The following is a 19,557-nucleotide window of genomic DNA, read 5'->3' on the forward strand; positions in this document are numbered from 1 at the left end:
TGATCCCCTGATGTAAAATAATTGTTAAAAATTTTTATTTATCAAAATATTAGTGTCATTTTTGAGTTTATCATGTCAATCAATTAATAAAAAACAAGGATCTTTGGGAGATACCATGCCGAATATTGATTTTAATCAAAAAATTATCTGTAAGCGGCTTTATCCTCATGATAAAGATCGTGTGATGAAAGATGAAGACTCCATCATTCGATTTTTTGAAAGTGACAGAGGAAGGATTATTAATTCTGCAGCCATACGTCGTTTACAGCAAAAAACACAGGTATTTCCTTTAGAACGCAATTCATCAGTCCGAAGCCGTTTAACGCATTCTCTCGAAGTTCAACAGGTCGGCCGTTATATTTCCAAAGAAATTATTTTTTATCTTAAACAAAAAAATCAGATCGATGCATTAGGATTGCAAAAATTGCGGGTCCCATTTGAAAGTCTTGTTGAGATGGCGTGTTTGATGCACGACATTGGGAACCCCCCTTTCGGTCATTTTGGAGAATCTGCTATCAAAAATTGGTTTAAAGAAAAAACAGATCCTTACAAAGGGGACAATCCATTATTGCGGCTTAGAGAAAACGAAAAAGAGCTGAATTTATTACGTCAAAAAATCCATCAGGATTTGAGTCAATTTGAAGGCAATGCACAGGCGATTCGTTTGGTACATACGCTATTAAAATTAAATCTGAGTTATCCCCAAATTGCCTGTATTCTAAAATACAGCAAGCCCGCTTACTGGTCAGTGGATATCCCTAAAAATTTTGATTATCTAATGAAAAAATGCGGATTTTATTTATCAGAAGAACCTTTTGTAATAGAGCTACGAAATGCACTTAATATGGAGAGATTCGCCCGTTTTCCTTTGAGCTATATTATGGAAGCCGCGGATGATATTTCTTATTGTATTGCTGATTTAGAGGATGCTGTTGAAAAAAATATTTTTAATATTGATCAACTGTTTCACTATTTAAAAGAAATGGCGGGCGCTTTTGTCAAAAATGAGATTTTCGATACTGTCATCCACAATGCTTTCAAAGAAGCGAAAGAAAGTTGGCGTAACGAAGAAGCTGAATTTTTTATGTGTCTGAGAGTCCAAACCATGAAAGTATTGGTGCCGTATGCAGTCGAACGTTTTGTCAATAACTTGCCTGAAATATTCGCTGGCACCTTTAACCAGGCTCTTTTAGAAGATATCGGTCCTTGTTCTACATTACTCAAACTTTTTAAAAAAGTGGCCCAAAAATATGTATTTACTCATCCAGAAGTAGAACAAATTGAATTACAGGGTTACAGAATCATTATCGGTTTACTCAACATTTATCACCCTCTTTTAATGATGCCATTTGATTCTTTTTCTCAATTGGTTTTTGATAATCATCATGCTGAATATGCTATCGAAACACGTTTATTTCATAAATTGCCGGATAAACACCGGTTAGCTTATCAAGAAGCCGTAAAAAAACTCAAGGATATCTCTATAGAAGAAAAAAAAATTTATGAATATTATTACAGGGCTCGTTTAATACAAGATTATATCAGTGGTATGACCGATCTTTACGCATATGATGAGTATCGCCGTTTGATGACCTCAGGATAAGTTTTTAAAATTTGAGGGCCTGCTTACTTCTTACGATCAAAAATATTGAAAAAGTAACTTGATTAAATCTTTGCCATCATATTCAATGTTTTCTTTAATAAAAAGAATTCTTTATTTTTTAAAAAGAGAAATAAATCATGAAAAATACAGCCATAAAAAAAATGACTTTAGCCTTGAGTGTGCTCGCATTAAACATAGGGTTAACAATCGGAACAATACCTGTCAAAGCTGCTGAAACAATGCTTTCTCATAGTCAGCAGGCACTTCCAAGCTTGGCGCCTATGCTGGCAAAAGTCATGCCTTCGGTGGTCAGCATCAGTGTTGAAGGTAGTACTACTGTGAATAATTCGAGAATGCCGCCACAGTTTCAGGATTTTTTTGGAAAAAGCTCCCCATTTTGTCAAGAGGATTCTCCATTCCAAGACTCTCCTTTTTGCCAAAGAAGTTCCCCATCGATGAAAGAAAAATTCAAGGGATTAGGCTCAGGAGTAGTTATAAATGCCAATAAAGGCTATATCGTGACCAATTACCACTTAGTCGAAAACGCCAATAAAATTCAAGTACAGTTAGATGATGGTCGTCAATATAATGCAGAAGTGGTTGGTAAGGATCCGCGTACTGACATTGCATTACTACAATTAAAAAATTTTAAAAATTTAACAGCGGCTAAAATGGCGGATTCTGATGAACTACGTGTGGGAGATTATGTTGTCGCTATAGGTAACCCTTATGGCTTGGGGGAAACCGCCACATCAGGAATTGTTTCAGCGCTGGGAAGAAGTGGTTTAAATAGAGAAAATTATGAGAATTTTATTCAAACTGACGCGGCGATCAACCGTGGTAATTCAGGCGGAGCATTAGTGAATTTAAATGGTGAACTCGTTGGCATGAATACTGCTATTTTAACGCCGGATGGAGGCAACATTGGTATTGGATTTGCTATCCCCAGCAATATGCTTAAAGATTTAACAAACCAAATGGCGAAAGGGGGGGAAGTAAAACGGTCTGAATTAGGGATTGTAGGGGCTGAACTTAATGCTGAATTAGCGAAAGAAATGAATTTAAATGTTCAAAAAGGTGCATTGGTCACTCAAGTTTTACCGAAGTCTGCCGCCGAGAAAGCCGGTATTAAAGTAGGGGACACCATCGTCAAAATAAACGATAAACCTTTGAATAGTTTCTTTGAACTCAGGGCTAAAATTGGCACATTACCAGTAGGAAGCAATGTGACTTTAGGTCTGTTACGTGATTCAAAATTAATTTCACTGAAAGTGATTTTAGAAGAAAGTGTTCGTAATAAAATCGAGTCCGAAAATATTGCGGGTATTCAAGGGGCGGAATTAAGCGACTTTTCGGGTAAAGGTGTAAAAGTCAACAATGTCAAAGCTGGTAGTACTGCCGCCGCCTTGGGCTTAAAAAAAGGAGACATTATTACTCATGTCGCCCAGAAAAAAATTAAAAATATCGCTGAGCTACGCAAAATCCTTGATAAAAAATCTCATCTATTAATACTGAATATCGAACGTGGTGAAGAAAAACTTTTAATCATCATTCAGAATAAATAAATCTATCTTCCCCTCCCTGTACAAAAGCGGGAGCGAAGTACCTCACTCGACCTCTTTCAAAACCAGATCGAGGTCTGTGTCGTCAAAGTGATAGCGCTGCCGACAGCAATAATACACAGATTTATGAATCACGACGAGCTTGCTGGTTTATCAGTACATCAAAGAGACCATCATTATGAATAAACTTTTTTATTAGCTTTAATTTTTCAGTTATCTTTAGCGATGGGTTCTGTTTCAATGCCTTTGAGTAAACTTAGAAATGCTTTATTAAAAGAGATTTGTTTAAAACAAAACAACAACACGGATCTAAATTATATTTTAGTACGACAACAGGAAAATTTATGAAAAATGAATCTCAATTGAATAGGATTAAATCAGTTTTGACGTTTTTATCTCAAAAATTTCCACGTTGTTTTGTGCTTCAAGGCAAAGTACGGCCTCTAAAAATTGGTATTTTTCAAGATTTAACTGAACGTTTGCAAGGAGATGAATTGACTAAAACACAATTACGCTCAGCTGTGCGTTTTTATACTTTAGGCTGGCGTTATCTTTTTTCGATGAAATCAGGAGCCAAAAGAATTGATTTAGAGGGGTTTTCATGCGAAACGGTTGAAGAACAACACGAGAAACACGCGCAAAAACAGCTTTCAGACGCAAATATACGTCGACAAAAAAGAAAAAATGATGCCCAAATGAACAAAAAGTCTCAAGCCATTGTAAACCGTGACCAACTTGGGTGATGAATAAATTGATGAAACTGCGATTTACCACTGGTTTATTTTTTTTATATTTCGTATTTAGCAGTTATGCCAAAAGTACTGTTTATAATATTGAGAGTCTGCCTCAGTTGCATCAAGAGGTACAGCACGCTACTGTGAGTCAACGTGTGGTGTCGCATTTGATGTATTCTCATTATCGTCAATTTAATTTAGATCAGGCTTTTTCAAACAGAATTTTTGACTGCTACCTTAATATGCTAGATCCTCGTCACAATATATTATTGACTTCTGATCTTGATCCATTTATGGAAAAAAAATCTTTTTTGGCTAATGAGTTAAAATCAGGTCATTTGTCGATGGCTTACGATTTATTCAATATTGTTCAAAAACGTCGCTTCGAGCGTTATCAATATGCTCTGTCTTTATTAGAAAAACCTATGATGTTTACGGGTAAGGATAGCATTGAAGTTGATCGTTCAAATACCCCTTGGCCATCAAATGAAAATGAGCTCAATCATCTTTGGGATCTCAAGGTGAAGTTCGAACAATTGAATCTCAAATTAGCAGGGAAAACAGACAGTGAAATTAAAAAAACTTTGATCAAGCGTTACCATTTTGCCCTAAAAAATCTGATACAAACCAATAATGAAGATGTATTTCAAATAATTATGAATGCTTTTGCTCGTGAACTTGATCCCCATACAAGTTACCTTTCCCCTCGTAATACAGATCAGTTTAATATAGAAATCAGTTTGTCTCTCGAAGGCATTGGGGCAGTACTACAAACTGATGGAGAGTATACGACAATAAGATCTATGATTCCTGACGGGCCAGCCGCAAAAAGCAAAGTGCTTTCGGTTGGTGACCATATTGTTGGGGTAGGGCAAATGAATCAACCGATAGTGGATGTTGTGGGCTGGCGTTTGGATAATTTGGTTGCCCTGATCAAAGGCCCTAAAGGGACAAAAGTACGTTTAGAGATTTTGTCTGGGGATAAAAATAAAAAACCCAAAACCGTGACACTAACGCGAGAATTTATCAAGTTCAAAGATCGTGCTGTAAAAATGTCCGTTAAAAGCACGGGTAAAGGTTTAAATAAAGAAAAAATCGGGATACTAAAAATTCCTGGGTTTTACATTGGCTTGACACAAGACGTAAAAAAACAATTACAACAAGCGCATAATCAGCATCTCAGCGGTATTGTGATTGATTTACGGGGCAACGGTGGAGGTGCATTAACAGAAGCTGTGGCTTTATCCGGTTTATTTATTTCTGGTGAAACCATCGTACAAATCAAAGATAATCACGATAAAATCCGAGAACAAAAAAAGAGCGATTCAAAAGTTTATTATAAAGGCCCACTTGTCGTATTGGTTGATCGTCACAGTGCCTCTGCCTCTGAAATATTTGCAGCGGCTATGCAAGATTATGGCAGAGCGTTAATTGTAGGGGAGCGCACCTTTGGGAAAGGCACAGTGCAACAGCATCGCTCTTTAAATAGTTTTTACGATAGGGTATTACATCCAGAATGGCCTGAAATGGGATCAATACAATATACCATTCAAAAATTTTATCGAGTCAATGGAGGCAGCACTCAAATTAAAGGGGTTATACCCGATATTCTGATGCCAACAGAAATAGATCCTTCAGAAACAGGTGAAAGCTTTGAAAAGAATGCGTTACCTTGGGATAGCATTCAAGCCATCAAATATACTAAACAGCCTGATTTAGAATCGATGAAACCTATTTTGTTAAAAAGTCACAAAAAACGAATTCAAGATGATCCTGAATTTAAAAATATTGAGCAGGATATTGCTCGTTATCATATTTGGAAAACAAAAAAAAATACCGTATCTCTTAATTATATTGAACGCATGAAAGAGAATATGGATGAAGACCGTATACGCTTAGAGCGTTTAAATCAGCGTTTTATAAAAATGGGGAAAAAACCCTTAAACTCTTTGAAACAGCTGCCTAAAGATTATCAACCCCCTGATCCTTATTTGGATGAAAGTGTTCATATTGCAATAGATTTAGCTCACTTGAAAAAGGGGAAAAAATCTTTTAAAACTGATTCAATTTATCAAGAAACACAAGCTCAACATTTTTATTAATTTACATTTCTTTTTTTATTATTTTTTATTAATGATCAGGAAATCACTTTTTATGATGCGTCTTATTTTATTTGTTTTTACTAACTTAGCAGTCATGTTGGTTTTCGGGGTGATATTGAGTCTGCTGGGAATTGAATCCAGCAGCGTCTCTGGTCTTATTATTATGGCCGGCCTTTTTGGATTTGGGGGCGCTTTTATTTCATTACTGATATCGAAATGGATGGCACTGCGTTCAGTGGGAGGCAAAGTAATAGAAACACCGAATAATGAGACGGAGCGTTGGTTGGTAGATATGATTCGGAGACAATCTCAATCTCTAGGTGTTGAGATGCCTCAAGTCGCTATTTATGAAGCACAAGATATGAATGCTTTTGCAACGGGCGCGCGACGTAATGCTTCTTTGGTGGCTGTCAGCACTGGTTTACTACAAAATATGAGCCGTGATGAAGCAGAAGCTGTCGTTGCGCATGAAATGAGTCATATTTCTAACGGTGACATGGTCACGATGACTTTGATTCAAGGCGTAGTTAATACTTTTGTTATATTTATCTCTCGTTTGCTTGCTCAAATTGTCTCTGGTTTTATGTCGGATCAGCGTGAAGGTGAACAAAGCTCACCGAATCCGATGGTGTACTTCCTCGTTTCTACGGTATTAGAATTAGTATTTGGCATACTTGCCAGTATCATCACTTTATGGTTTTCTCGTCACCGTGAATTTCATGCAGACGCAGGGGCCGCCAAACTGGTCGGACGTCAGAAAATGATATCGGCTTTAGAAAGACTTAAAAGTAGCTATGAACCGCAGGAAGCCAATAGCTTGATGGCATTGTGTATTAACGGGAAAACCAAAGCTTTCAGTGAATTATTCATGACCCATCCTTCTATTGAGAGACGAATTGCAGCGCTAAAATCCGGACAGTATTTACAATAGTGAAAAACAATTCATTTTTTCAATAATTACCGTATTAATTTTGAGTGATGAGTAGGGTTTTATAACTGAGTATATTTAAAATAGAAATGAATAAATTAATCATCATTATTGTCATTTTAATGCTGATGGGTTGTCACTCGTCTCATATGATAGACCGTTGTGATTATAAAGTAGATACTCGTTATCCTGCAGCAGGAAAAAATAATAGAATCAACTCGATAGTGTTACATTACACGGCTCTTAATGATGAAAAATCTCTTAAAGTATTGACTCAACAAAAAGTGAGTGCTCATTATCTTATCCTGATAAATCCAAAAAAAATTGGCAATAAACCAGTTGTTTTACAGCTTGTCCCTGAAGACAAACGAGCTTGGCACGCAGGGTCCAGTTATTGGCGCAATCGCACAAACTTAAATGATACTTCTTTAGGGATTGAGATTGTTAACTTAGGATACAAGCCAATGTTTTTTGGGAAGCGCTGGTATCCCTTTAATGATCAGCAGAGAGTCCTTATTGAACGTTTAACTAAAGATCTTGTTAAACGATATGATATAAAGCCCACCAATGTGCTCGCTCATAGTGATATTGCTCCGTTGAGAAAACATGATCCAGGTCCTTTATTTTTTTGGGAAAGGCTTGCAAAAATAGGTGTTGGAGCCTGGCCAGATCAGGTTGTTGTAAAAAAATATATAGGACCCCGAAATATAAAAGATCTTGCTTCTGTTGCTAACATCCAAAAATTTCTCGCTCAATACGGCTATACCATTCCCCAAACGGGCCAGTTAGATCCCGACACAAAAAAAGTGATCAGCGCATTTCAAATGCATTTTAGGCCTTCTGATTTCAGTGGAAGACCAGATGCCCAAACCGAAGCGATTGCAGCCGCTTTGCTTGAAAAATATTCATTTTGAGGTGATTTTCACGAAGCATGGGACACGTTTAATATAGAGCTGGCTTCTAAACGCATTTTTAAAGATCTACTATTGGCAGTCGCATGATATTTATAAAGATTTAGAAAAGATTAATGGTACCTGAACGATAAAAATGCTCGCCAACATCCTGGACGGCCTTGGGTATAGCATCATGCTGGAAGGTAGCGTGAAAGAACAAAAAATCTATTACTTGACCCGTACCTGACTTTAAAAGTTTCGCTTTTAGAAGAAATCTATGAGTAACTCGTTGATTTCATTGGTACACCCTACTGGATTCGAACCAGTGACCTACGGCTTAGAAGGCCACCATCAAGCCTTTTCACCCTGTTATGGGCTGTTGCAAATAAGAACATCTAATTGTTTTATAAAATTTTATTGGATTGCAATGTGGCATCGAGTTGCATATCATTACATCATAACTTGACCCGAAAATCATGGCCAGCTCACTACTCACAGACACTAAAGTTCGAGGCTTGAAACCCAAACAATCTGCTTACTATGCTTAGCACGCATCCTCCTCTAGGGGCATCGCACTCCTTGGTGTAAAAGTGTACCTATCGGGACTTAAAACATTCATATACCGACACTTCATTAACGGTAAAGCCTATTTCATCACTTTAGGCGACTATCCAGCTTTATGCTTGTCCGATGCGAGTTTACGATGCAAAGAACAAGCTCAAAAACTACAACAGGGCCAACCAATTACAAGCCCTTACGCCAGCTTGAAAACGTTGTTTAAAAACTATATCACAGACCAAAGACTGCGGGGAAAACGTTCTCATGAGAAAACGGATAACCGTCTAAAACAAGTACTAGGTAGTCACCATATCAATGGTGATACGTCCGCTCGCGATATTACACCTGAACATATTAAAAATGTATTAGCTGAATTTATTGAAAGAGGAGTGTTAGCTGGCGCAAATAAGGTTCGCGCTAATTTACATGCAGTTTTTAACTTTGGGCTATTTTCTGATAATGATCCGGCCAAGCTGAAAGGCAAAATACTGTACGTAATAAATAAAAAGTAATCCCGTCACAGTAGTACCACCTCAACGTGGTGCAGATAAAGCGTTAGATCGCTTTCTGTCATGGAGCGAATTACATATATTGTTAGAGACAATATATGTACCCGCTTAAGCATGCCCAGTGAATCCTGATTATGCTCAACTTTTAATGCTTTGTATTTTTACTGGTGGACAGCGACCTTGGGAGTTGATGACAAACACTCATGACAATTGGGACAAAAACAATAGCACCCTAACAATTCCGCCTCATATATAGAAAACTGGGGATTATCATGTAGTGCCCCTGTGTCTCCTTCTGCCGTTAAGATTTTGACGGAAATGGAACAACTTTATCCGAATAATGCCTTCTTATTTCCTTCGAATACCCAAGAAGGACATTTACTAACGAGTTAATACGCCAAGCAATTAAGAAAGTTTTGTTTTCGGGAAAAATTCGCTAAATTTACCCCCAGAGATATACGAAGAACATTTAAGACCTTAGCTGATGAGATGGGGATCAGGGCTGAAATCCATGATAGATTGCAAAATCATAAAATGCCCGGAGTATCTGCCGACCATGTCGGATTTTTTGAAGGTATCAAAAAGCAGGAGGAGAGGGTCATACAAAGACGAACCTCTGCCTTGTTGTTGATAACGGGTCACTTTGGAAAAGAAAACCGTCTTCAGCCTTACATTTTTGACATTCATCCCTTCTTTAATGAAACAGGTCAGCTTATCGGGACCCTCGCACAGGCCAGACACTGCGGTTTTTTTTCACCTTTGGACTATATCCCGGGCAAATCCCCGACAACATTCACTGCTTCACACCCCAATACGATGTTGACTCAACGTGAACTTCAGATAATTTTTTATTTTTATCAGGGTTTAAGTCAAAAAGAAGTGGCGGCCTGTTTACATCTCTCTCATAGAGCGGTGGACAATAAACTACGGGAAATTTATGAAAAAACGGGGGTTCATAATAATGAAGAATTCAAAAAATATATTGAAGAGAACGGACTGAATCAGTTTATTCCCCCTCACCTATTGACATCCAATATTCAGGTCATTGATTGACGATTACAAATGGGATTTTCTGGCCTTATGAAAACGGACTTCTTGTTTCGCCGAAGACAGATTCACATCGACTTGAAGGGGATCAATATCTAAGTAAAGAACGTAGCTGGGGATTTTAGGCTCATTCGCTTGGGTTATCTAACCCTTTAGATTTAAATAAAAGTGATCGAAAGACAGTGCGCGCGCCTGTTTTAAAAATGGGGGACCACATAAACGAAGAAGACGCTGTTCCTTCTGTGAACCCGACTGGGCCCTGACGTATTGACGTACTAATTTCCCGTTATGCGACAGCGCAATGGACACATCAAATCGGGATAGAACAAGCCGCCTGACCACTTAATCAATATATTGCCATTCTGTTTTCTCTGTGCTCAGAAATTTTCTTCGAGCGGGCGTATTATAAAATAAATTTAACACCTCAATCGTACTACCCACAGGATGTGAGGCCGGCTTTATGGTGACCTTCATGTCACGCCCCTCTGCATAGGCTTGCCAGGCTTCCGCCTGTTCAGCGGGGCATGAAGTGAACTGTAAGCGGGAGACAGAGCTGATACCGGCCAAAGCTTCTCTCCGAAATCCCATACTGAGAAGGCGCTGTTAATTTTCCAGAGAAGCAATTTGATTTGTGGCATGGCGAGCCAGTGCCAAGGGCAGATCTTCTTTAGCCGAGGGGCCAAATTTTTGTGAAAAGGCGGCTAACTCTGAACCAATTTTAAGATAACTTGTCGGAGATACCGCCTCTTTTAAAATTTGGCGAATTTCAGCTTCAGCACTTCTCCCATTTTTAACAGCACGTAACTTTATGTTTTGATAGATTTCCTCTGATAAATTACGGATGGTAACAGCTGGCATAATGTTTACTCCTAAGACAATATTTTAATGCTATCAACTATAGCATATTGATATCTATGCTATAGTTGAAGGAATTGAAAGTTATCTGTCCTGTTATTTTTTTTGATTGCAATTAAACTGTAGTGGTCTAATGTTTCAGGACACTAAAATTGACCCCTCCCTTCTTTCTTTCCTGATGCAAATGGCGGTAGGAAAATGATGGAAGTTGGTCACGGGAGAAACCAGTAAAAACCCCTTTCCACACCGTCTGAATCGGCGTAAATTTGAAGTCTGTTTTTGCCGACAATTAATCCAGAAACTCAAGTCTGCCCATATTTGCGTCCCGGGTGAAACTTATTCCGATGCCCGTGATCAGCTGTTGTCAATGATTGAGTCGCAATCGACCCCAAAACGGAAAATACCTCCTGGCCAGAAGTACCTTCCTAACATTACAGGTCACCTGTTGTTTAGGGAAATGGCGCTTTTAATTAAACACGCCATCCTTCTCGTTTTCTCTTTGACCTCTTTTAAAACTAAATTCAGGTGATTTACTGATGGTTTTATGGTGTTTATTTGGGCGAAATAAAAGTGAAGTTTTTTTAAATTACATTATAAAAATTCTTTATAAAGTAAGAACGCTGGGCATTTTTAACAATCATCAATTTATTTTATCTAATCCAAGGAAAAATAGTAATGAATAGAAATCCTGTTAGTAATTTTATATCGAAAATGAATCTATTTACTTACAAAACGAGCACCGTCAATAAAAAAACAACAGATCTTACTGCGTTTACGCAACTTATAGATTCGATATATAATAAAAATATAGATATAAATAGTATCTGTGGTACAAAAGAAGGAGCTCAATTACAAGGAAAGGAAAAAATAGCAACAATTAGCCACGATAAAAAAGAAAGAGCTCAATTACAAGAAACATCCATTATCTATGTGCCTTTTCCTGTCACTGAAGATACGTTTGAAATTATTTTTACACTTAATGTCCCTCGTGTTGCAGCAGGAAAAAAACCTTTAAATGTGTTAAGCCACTCACCAAAAGCTGTGATAGAAGAAGCGCGAAAAAAATTTGAAAAATCCAGATATCCTGAATCAGATCTGAATCCCGGAAGAAAATTGTACCAACAATACAAATCTAAGAATGTTTTTACCAAGGACCGTAGGAAAGAACTTGAAAAAATAACCGATTACATCGAATCTGCACCTGAAGCTCTAACTATAAACCCCGCTAAGCCAACTGATAACGAGGTAAATGAGCAAACACCTGAAAAACTTAGCAAAACACTTAAGAAAAAAAAGGTTTATGTAAATTTCTTGGAAAAAATCCAAGCTGCAGCTGAAGCTGGAGCCTTGGATCAGACAGAATTTATATCTATTGACGAAATAGACGAAACTTCACAACTCTCTAAAGTATATGTATTGGCTCATGGGATAGCTGGAGATCAAAATATTTATGCCAAAGATGCCACTCAAAAGAAGAGCGCCGCTGAGGTGGTTTCTGAAATTAAAGCGTTGATAAAAACAGATCAAACAGTAGACATACGTTTAACTTCCTGCCAAAGTGCCGATGATCGTACGATCACATCGTTTGAAAAAACAGAACTAGATGAAGCTAGAAAAAATTCATGTGGGAATATCTCGTTAGCAAAACACGTTAGCAATGAATGCAAAACCCAAAAAGTGAATGCAAAAGTTCATGGCTACCATGGTAATGGTGTTTACGAATATTCAAGATTCTATCATAAAACACGTAAACCGGTTGGGGATAATAAGCTCCGGATTAGAGCAAGCAAGGCTCGAGCTGAATTTATACCAAATTAACTTGAAGATGCAGGATTGAGTATTTCAAAATTATCGTTAATGCGACGTGTTAAATTTGCAGTAATCGCAGGCAAAGTATCTTCAAAATTCCAGAACAGGAAAAAACCCAGAAAATTGGTATCGACGGACACAATGAATCAAAGCATGTTCTTGAGCACCGCAGTGCTTAACTCAAAAGAAATGCCTTATTTGGCATTGATCCTATAGATTTGATCGCCCAGTGTGTGCCCGTTGGACTCTGGCGTATTTCAGGGGGAATCAGAGAGTGAACCCCCGTGATTTGGTTTTACCAAAGTAATTGGAGCCGCTGAAATTTGAGGAAAAATTGATCTTCCTCAAAGGCGAGAAGCCCCCGCATTCTGTGTTAAGCTCATCCATCGCTTTGATATTTAATGTATAAAAATGAGTAAAAATTTACCCCGACCCCCCATGACGCCGTTTTTCGCCAATTTCTCCATGAAAAAGAGACGGCGAAAGATTTTTTTGAGATATGGCTGCCTGATGAGATTAAAGCGCTGTGTGATTTCACGACGATGAAAGTGAAGTCGGGGTCTTTTATCGATGAAGACATGAAGGCGTATCAGAATGATATTCTGTATTCATTAAAGACGAAAAAGGGGAAAGGATACCTTTACGTGCTCATTGAATCGCAATCCACGCCAGATAAACTGAGTGCGTGGCGATTAATGCGGTATAGCATGGCGGCAATGCAAAAGCATCTCGACGCGGGGAATAAAACGCTGCCGTTGGTGTTTCCGATTTTATTTTACGTAGGGGAAACAAGCCCACATCCCTACAGCACCTATTGGATGGATTGCTTTGAAGATAAAGCCTTAGCGGAGCGTATTTATACCCAACCTTTCAGACTGGCGGATGTGACGACCCTGGACGATGGCGAGATTATGAAGCACCGTCGGATGGCGTTGTTAGAGCTTATTCAAAAGCACATTCGACGACGGGATATGAGCGAGTTACTCAATGAAATTGTCGATATTTTATCGTATAATGAATATACAGATAATCAAGTCATGACGATGATGAACTATCTGATTCAAGAGGGGAACGCGACAAACCCGATGCAGTTTATCACTGAGATAGCGAAGAAATCAGAGAAACATGAGGAGGCCCTGATGACGATGGCTCAAGCATTAAGAGAAGAAGGGATTCAAAAAGGCATGCAAAAAGGCATGCAAGAAGGCATGAAAAAAGGAAAACTGGAAGGCATTCAAGAAGGTATTCAAAAAGGTAGACAAGAAGGGGAAAAACAGGCTTATATGAAGATAGCGCGTCAGCTTCTGGAAAGTGGCATGGGGAGACAATCTGTGAGGCAAATAACCGGTCTAAGTGAGACTGAAATGAAAAGCCTATTTCAAGATTCACCCTAATTGAAGGGTTTTTCTGTTGTTTTAGTTTGTACTTATCAAGAGTATTTTTATTTGTCTTTTTTTCAGATAGAAGAGACGTAATTGTACTTTTTCAAAAATAAAGCGCCTTAGATTGACCATCTGACGAATAAGAGTGATAAAATCAAGCCAGAAGCAATCAAAAAAAAACCATAGATAACCCTTCCCCTTCTTTAAAAACTCATTGATTGATTCAAAATCAACCTATAACTGCCCCGACAATAAAGATGACTGATTTAAGTATACCCGTAATACATTAACTATACTCGTAACTAGGCGAGCTCAGAAAGTGTGCCGGGATTGAACTGATACAATTGCTGCCATTGACTTAAAGACAAATTTCATTTCTTTAAAAACCTGCAACCAGTTGTGAAATTATTTCAAGATAGCTTCTAAGTATTTTTAAAGTAAGTTAATAACTCATGATTTTTAAATTTAAAAAAATTCAAATAAACTGATTTTTAATCAAAAATAAATTTTTTGTTCTTGATTAGAATAAAACTTTATTTTTTTAAAAAAGAGATAATAAATCATGAGAAAGACTCAAAAAAGAGAGATACAAACTTCACTTAAAAACAACTTTATTATAACAGATTCAAACATTTTTTATCAGTTTTTAAATGATCAATTAGCCTTGGGTAAGCTCTCTCAATATATTTTAAATAATACAATTAAAAATATATCTGATATAGATAACATATTAAATAAAATTAAAACAACACATCAAAATAATAGCCCTTATTCAAAAATTTTTAAAGAAATAGAAGCACTTAAAAATAATGAAAAATTATCTTTAGACGCAATTAAAGATTTACTCTCCAAAAAAGGCATAAATGAAAAACAACATTATGCCTTATATCTAAACATTTCTGAAAAACTCGTTTCTGAGCCCATGACGATTAGCCGTATTAAACAGATATATCACCATGAAATGGTTACCCCGCCAACAGAGCAAGAATTTAAATTTTTGTTAGAAAAACAAACTCAAAAAAGCAATAATAATTCATATAAAGAGGGAACCGTAGTAAAAAAAGGGGTTGAAACAACAGACACAATAGAAAATACGAGTCATCATAATAGCGAAATAAACGCCAGTAAATTTTATCAATTAATTTATCAAAAAATGATAGATAGATTGATTACAGTAGAACAATACGAACAACTATATGAAAAAATTTCTGAACAAATGAAAGCAAAATCATTCACTATTGAAGAAATAAATCAATTTTGTACAGACAATAAAATTCCTACTTTTAGAGAAGATGAATTATTTCGGATAGCAAAAAAAGCTGAAAATAGCATAGACGAAAATTTAAAATATATAAAAAATTTTAAAATCATAGAGACAAAGACGGATTCAAACGAAAAAAATCTTATAAATGAAGACAGTACTGTATTAAGTATCGTTTTAATGGAATTTATCAATTACAAAAGGAGTATTGGGGTTTTAAATGATATTTTAAAAGATATAAAAACTTTTATAAAAAATAACGTTAATAAGAGTAATATTGATGAATTTATTGAAAATATTCAACAGATTAAAAAAATTGATCCAGAGTATCAAGAAGGTTTAACTAAAATAGAAAACATTTTTACTGAAATTAAAAATAAATTAGACGAATTCAAAAAATCGAGCTTTTCGCAACTCAATAAAAAAGATCAGGAATCAATTTTTTCAAATTTTGATTTCAAACAAACTCAAGATAAGTTTTTAAATTTTAATTCAATAGGAATTAGTAAAACAGACCGTATTAAATTATTAACATATATATTACTTAATAATCACATTAATACTAATTTCAGTATTAATGCGATTAAAGAAATATTTAATGATAATAAAATTTCTGAGCCAACAGGGAAAGAATTTGAAATTCTAGCAAACAGTGCTTTTTGGGGATCTAAAAATGTATTTTTTCAAAACACAATTGAGATGAACGTTAATAACGATCTCACTTTAAGTATTAAAGTTTTTTCAGACGAAGAAAAAATGTCTGGTCTGACTCAAAAAGAGATTGAAGAGGCATTAAAAAATGCTTTAATTACTTTTAATGAAGCATTTGGTTTGATGAAAAATAATTCGCTTGATGGAATCAATAAGAATAAAGCGATTTTTACATTACATTTTTTTGCAAAGAGAGAAAGTTTCTTATCTTATCTAAATAAGAATAAGGAAAGTACTGTCTTAGGATCATCACTTTATAATCATATTTATATCTGGCTTGATAGTGATAAGGACTCGTTAAATGATACTATAAAACATGAATTTGTTCACGCCTTGGTTAATTACAATAATTTATCTGGTGTTTTGCCTAAAGTTTTTAGCGAGGGCATAGCGGAGTATATTCCTGAACTATCAAAAGGTAAAAACGCGATTGATTTTGCCAGTCAATTAAAAAGACATCTTAATAAGGCAGATTATAAAAATAATTTAACATTAAAAAACCTTTTAAGTGATCAGTTTTTGGAAGACAATAACTTAGATCCTTATACAGTCGGGCCTGCTGTTATTGCTTATTTTGAGGATAAGTTTCCGAGCGTTATAGATAAATCATTATATGATACATCGCAAAGTGAGAAAAATAAGGAAGGTCGTCAGAAAGAATTTTTTGAAATAATAAAAAAATTTTCTGAAGAAGAACCATATTCGACCCATTTTAAAGATTGGGTTGAAACACATTCAAGAGATATGCTCCCTAACCTTCCTATTAAAAAAACGATCTCATTTGAGATGGATGGTAAATCATTCAGTATTGAGGTTTTCTCCGAAACAGAACTTTTATATACAAACATTCAGGCTGAGTTAAAAAAGACTTTCGGTATTTTTAATCAAAAATTCAACTTCATTAAAGATGATAACGGTGCTCAGCCACTCATTTTTAGATTATTTCTTTTTCAAAAAAACAATGACGATTATTCTCGGTTTTTGAAATCAAAAGATACGAATCCTCTCTCAGAATATTATTCAGAGACCTCGTTAGAAAGTAATGTTATTAGTAATATGTATGTCAATTTCGATAAACCTGATGACAAGCTTATAACAGATGCATTTAATGATACTTTGAGTCTTTATATTACTTCTGATATAGATAGTAAGTCTATTTTCACGGCATCCTTAAATTATTACATAAAGATGTTCAATAAACTTAACATTAATATTCATAAATATCATAGCATGATTTCTCAGCTGTATAAGAATTTAAATTCTGAATATTCAAGCTTAAACTTGACAAAAATTATTAAGGATGATTTTTTTAATAACCCAACAGATACAAAAATTATGCAAGAGTTCCACTCGAATCAAAGTAAATCATTTGAGTCACTGGCCGTTATTGCTTATCTGCAAGAAAAGCATCCGAATTTTATCAAGACATTACTAACAGCGAAAAGCGCGCCGGAAAATTCTGATAGCCTGACTAAAGGTGTTATTGATTCTCTTCTTGCAAGTGAATCAGAAAAAGAAAAAGTAAATCAAGGATTTCAAGCTTGGTTAGAACCCGCCGCAGAACCACAACTCAAAGAAAACCATGATGGTGAAGGTTCATCTGATAAAGTTCATTCATCACCTGTGGCTTCTTCATCTGAGGATAGTTCATTGCCTGAAGTTTCTGCACGGTTTCAACAAGATGAGGTGCATCAAAATAAGTCTGGGTTGTTGTTAACACAGGAGATGAATCAATTTAATACAGATAATGATGTAACACATATTACAGAAAACTATATTCTACCTAGCTTAGTTATTTCAACTCTCCTCGGCGTTATTGGTGCATGAAGGAATCATTTTTAAAAAATAAAGGGGTAAAAAAAACTTTTTTAAATCGGATTCGGTATCAGATACCTCATTGCGACGGGTTAACTCGTTTATTTTTTGAGGGGTATGGATTTCAAGAAAATGCTCTATTTGAATAGTGTTAGGCTTTTCCTTTGTGAAGGTTTTAATGAAGGGGTTTATGTTTTTATGTCGCAGAGATGTATTGAATAGGGGATTGATTTGAATAGACAGAGACATGATATTTCTCCTCATTATTTGAAGGGTGAGCTATTTTTTATACTATAGTAAAAAAGAGTAGAAAATACTTATTTTTATTTTTATTTTTGTTGAGTGTGAGGTGTGACATTAAGCATGAAGGCCTTGAATAAGTCTGTCGGGCTATTTTGTGATAAGCTCAGACCTCACCTGAAATTGATTAAGTATTAAAGATGACTAAAAAATTTACCCCTACGCCCCATGACGCCGTTTTTCGTCAATTTCTCCATGAAAAAGAGACGGCGCAAGACTTTTTTGAGATATGGCTCCCTGATGAGATTAAAGCGTTGTGTGATTTCACGACGATGAAAGTGGAGTCGGGTTCGTTTGTCGATGAAGACATGAAAGCGTATCAAAACGATATTCTGTATTCATTAAAGACGAAAAAGGGGAAAGGATACCTTTACGTGCTCATTGAATCGCAATCCACGCCAGATAAACTGAGTGCGTGGCGATTAATGCGGTATAGCATGGCGGCGATGCAACGGCATCTGGAGGCGGGGAATAAAACGCTGCCATTAGTCTTTCCAGTTTTATTTTATATGGGTAAGAAAAGTCCCTATCCCCACAGTACCCATTGGTTGGATTGTTTTGAAGACAGGGGATTATCGGAGCGTATTTATACCCAGCCTTTCAGACTGGCGGATGTGACGACACTAGACGATGGGGAGATTTTGCAGCATCGTCGGATTGCGTTGTTAGAATTAGTGCAGAAGCACATTCGCCACCGGGATATGAGCGAGTTACTCAATGAAATTGTGGCCATTTTATCGTATAATGAGTATACGGATAATCAAGTTATGACGATGATGAATTATCTGATTCAAGAGGGGAACGCGACAAACCCGATGCATTTTATCACCGAGATAGCGAAACAATCAGAGAAACATGAGGGGGCACTGATGACGATGGCTCAACAAATTGAAGAGATAGGAATTCAAAAAGGCAAACTTGAAGGCATTCAAGAAGGCATGCAAAAAGGCATGGAAAAAGGCATGAAAAAAGGCATGCAAGAAGGGGAAAAAAAGGCTTCGCTAAAGATAGCGCGTCAACTTCTGGAAAGTGGTATGGAGAGACAATCTGTGAGGCAAATAACGGGTCTGAGTGAGACTGAAATGAAAAGCCTGTTTCAAGATTCACCCTAATTGAAGGGTTTTTCTGTTGTTTTAGTTTGTACTTATCAAAAGTATTTTTATTTGTCTTTTTTTTTAGATAGAAGAGATGCAAGTGTACTTTGTCAAAAAGAGCTTTATTATTGACCATAAAAAGGGTGATATTAAAGGTGATGAGTAATAAGAGTGATAAAATCAAGCCAGAAGCAATCAAAAAAAACCTAGATAACCCTTCCCCCTCTTTAGAAACTCATGATTGACTCAAAACCAACCTACAACTGCCCCCGACAATAAAGACGACTGATTAAGTATACCCGTATTTAAATTAACTATACCCGCTTCTGTTTTTTATTCTATCAATCTGAACCTATATATGACGCCATTGCCTTAAATGTACCTGTGAACAAAA

Annotated in this window: 12 protein-coding genes, 1 tRNA gene and 4 pseudogenes; 12 read left to right on the forward strand and 5 right to left on the reverse strand. The window is 36.3% G+C overall.

What is annotated here, in order from left to right:
* The first annotated feature begins 115 nt into the window (after positions 1 to 115).
* The 6 genes from dgt (at position 116) to AACL23_RS10095 (ending at position 7,843) form a co-directional block, all read left to right on the forward strand.
* The gene (dgt, locus tag AACL23_RS10070) at positions 116 to 1,603 is read left to right on the forward strand and encodes a dGTPase (protein ID WP_095034791.1); all 1,488 of its coding nucleotides are present in this window, start codon (positions 116 to 118) and stop codon (positions 1,601 to 1,603) included.
* 152 nt (positions 1,604 to 1,755) lie between these two features.
* Positions 1,756 to 3,168, forward strand: a complete 1,413-nt coding sequence (degP, locus tag AACL23_RS10075; protein ID WP_095034792.1) for a serine endoprotease DegP — start codon at positions 1,756 to 1,758, stop codon at positions 3,166 to 3,168.
* A 341-nt stretch (positions 3,169 to 3,509) separates the two neighbouring features.
* A complete protein-coding gene (gene proQ / locus AACL23_RS10080) occupies positions 3,510 to 3,908 on the forward strand; it encodes an RNA chaperone ProQ (protein WP_015873876.1) in 399 nt (132 codons plus the stop codon).
* Complete coding sequence (prc, locus tag AACL23_RS10085) at positions 3,908 to 6,001, forward strand: carboxy terminal-processing peptidase (protein ID WP_100096468.1); 2,094 nt, start codon at positions 3,908 to 3,910, stop codon at positions 5,999 to 6,001. Before proQ ends, prc begins: the two co-directional genes overlap by 1 nt.
* A 52-nt stretch (positions 6,002 to 6,053) precedes the next feature.
* Positions 6,054 to 6,932, forward strand: coding sequence for a protease HtpX (htpX, locus tag AACL23_RS10090; RefSeq protein WP_100096469.1), 879 nt, complete (start codon positions 6,054 to 6,056; stop codon positions 6,930 to 6,932).
* Between the two features lie 86 nt (positions 6,933 to 7,018).
* Positions 7,019 to 7,843, forward strand: coding sequence for an N-acetylmuramoyl-L-alanine amidase (locus tag AACL23_RS10095; RefSeq protein ID WP_171967084.1), 825 nt, complete (start codon positions 7,019 to 7,021; stop codon positions 7,841 to 7,843).
* Positions 7,844 to 8,121: 278 nt separating this feature from the next.
* Here AACL23_RS10095 and AACL23_RS10100 read toward each other — a convergent pair.
* Positions 8,122 to 8,192, reverse strand: a tRNA-Arg gene (locus tag AACL23_RS10100).
* Positions 8,193 to 8,412: 220 nt separating this feature from the next.
* On the opposite strand from AACL23_RS10100, the gene AACL23_RS10105 reads away from it, so the two are divergent.
* Together AACL23_RS10105 and AACL23_RS10110 are read left to right on the forward strand one after the other, a co-directional pair.
* Entirely contained in the window at positions 8,413 to 8,892 is a 480-nt protein-coding gene (locus tag AACL23_RS10105; protein WP_339051487.1) for an Arm DNA-binding domain-containing protein, read from the forward strand.
* Positions 8,893 to 9,378: 486 nt separating this feature from the next.
* Positions 9,379 to 9,942: a helix-turn-helix transcriptional regulator gene (locus AACL23_RS10110; RefSeq protein WP_100096471.1), complete on the forward strand. Its 564-nt coding sequence runs from the start codon at positions 9,379 to 9,381 to the stop codon at positions 9,940 to 9,942.
* Positions 9,943 to 9,951: 9 nt separating this feature from the next.
* Here the strand turns inward: AACL23_RS10110 and AACL23_RS10355 are convergent.
* The 3 pseudogenes from AACL23_RS10355 to AACL23_RS10120 form a co-directional block, all read right to left on the reverse strand.
* Positions 9,952 to 10,053, reverse strand: a pseudogene (locus tag AACL23_RS10355) (hypothetical protein); the annotation flags it as partial.
* 71 nt (positions 10,054 to 10,124) lie between these two features.
* A pseudogene (gene mutL / locus AACL23_RS10115) lies at positions 10,125 to 10,608 on the reverse strand (DNA mismatch repair endonuclease MutL); the annotation flags it as partial.
* Between the two features lie 72 nt (positions 10,609 to 10,680).
* Positions 10,681 to 10,794 (reverse strand): annotated as a pseudogene (locus AACL23_RS10120) (FitA-like ribbon-helix-helix domain-containing protein); the annotation flags it as partial.
* Between the two features lie 672 nt (positions 10,795 to 11,466).
* Between AACL23_RS10120 and AACL23_RS10125 the strand changes: the two are divergent.
* From AACL23_RS10125 to AACL23_RS10135, 3 genes and pseudogenes are all read left to right on the forward strand, one after another.
* Complete coding sequence (locus AACL23_RS10125) at positions 11,467 to 12,609, forward strand: hypothetical protein (protein WP_171967082.1); 1,143 nt, start codon at positions 11,467 to 11,469, stop codon at positions 12,607 to 12,609.
* Positions 12,610 to 13,019: 410 nt separating this feature from the next.
* Positions 13,020 to 13,994, forward strand: a pseudogene (locus AACL23_RS10130) (Rpn family recombination-promoting nuclease/putative transposase); the annotation flags it as partial.
* A 550-nt stretch (positions 13,995 to 14,544) separates the two neighbouring features.
* Positions 14,545 to 17,781: a hypothetical protein gene (locus tag AACL23_RS10135; RefSeq protein WP_339051491.1), complete on the forward strand. Its 3,237-nt coding sequence runs from the start codon at positions 14,545 to 14,547 to the stop codon at positions 17,779 to 17,781.
* Here AACL23_RS10135 and AACL23_RS10140 read toward each other — a convergent pair.
* The gene (locus AACL23_RS10140) at positions 17,752 to 18,018 is read right to left on the reverse strand and encodes a hypothetical protein (RefSeq protein ID WP_100096476.1); all 267 of its coding nucleotides are present in this window, start codon (positions 18,016 to 18,018) and stop codon (positions 17,752 to 17,754) included. The genes AACL23_RS10135 and AACL23_RS10140 overlap by 30 nt on opposite strands.
* A gap of 191 nt (positions 18,019 to 18,209) precedes the next feature.
* Here AACL23_RS10140 and AACL23_RS10145 point away from each other — a divergent pair, with 191 nt between their 5' ends.
* The gene (locus AACL23_RS10145) at positions 18,210 to 19,181 is read left to right on the forward strand and encodes an Rpn family recombination-promoting nuclease/putative transposase (RefSeq protein WP_100096477.1); all 972 of its coding nucleotides are present in this window, start codon (positions 18,210 to 18,212) and stop codon (positions 19,179 to 19,181) included.
* The last annotated feature ends 376 nt before the right edge of the window (positions 19,182 to 19,557 follow it).

The sequence above is a fragment of the Candidatus Williamhamiltonella endosymbiont of Tuberolachnus salignus genome (assembly GCF_964019775.1).
Classification (GTDB): domain Bacteria; phylum Pseudomonadota; class Gammaproteobacteria; order Enterobacterales; family Enterobacteriaceae; genus Hamiltonella; species Hamiltonella defendens.

Bases quoted from the DNA above. Each gene is read 5' to 3' on its own strand.
- AACL23_RS10145 (WP_100096477.1), top strand. From the start codon at position 18,210: ATGACTAAAAAATTTACCCCTACGCCCCATGACGCCGTTTTTCGTCAA.
- AACL23_RS10140 (WP_100096476.1), bottom strand. From the start codon at position 18,018: ATGTCTCTGTCTATTCAAATCAATCCCCTATTCAATACATCTCTGCGA.
- AACL23_RS10110 (WP_100096471.1), top strand. From the start codon at position 9,379: ATGGGGATCAGGGCTGAAATCCATGATAGATTGCAAAATCATAAAATG.
- dgt (WP_095034791.1), top strand. From the start codon at position 116: ATGCCGAATATTGATTTTAATCAAAAAATTATCTGTAAGCGGCTTTAT.
- proQ (WP_015873876.1), top strand. From the start codon at position 3,510: ATGAAAAATGAATCTCAATTGAATAGGATTAAATCAGTTTTGACGTTT.
- AACL23_RS10095 (WP_171967084.1), top strand. From the start codon at position 7,019: ATGAATAAATTAATCATCATTATTGTCATTTTAATGCTGATGGGTTGT.
- AACL23_RS10135 (WP_339051491.1), top strand. From the start codon at position 14,545: ATGAGAAAGACTCAAAAAAGAGAGATACAAACTTCACTTAAAAACAAC.
- htpX (WP_100096469.1), top strand. From the start codon at position 6,054: ATGATGCGTCTTATTTTATTTGTTTTTACTAACTTAGCAGTCATGTTG.
- prc (WP_100096468.1), top strand. From the start codon at position 3,908: ATGAATAAATTGATGAAACTGCGATTTACCACTGGTTTATTTTTTTTA.
- AACL23_RS10125 (WP_171967082.1), top strand. From the start codon at position 11,467: ATGAATAGAAATCCTGTTAGTAATTTTATATCGAAAATGAATCTATTT.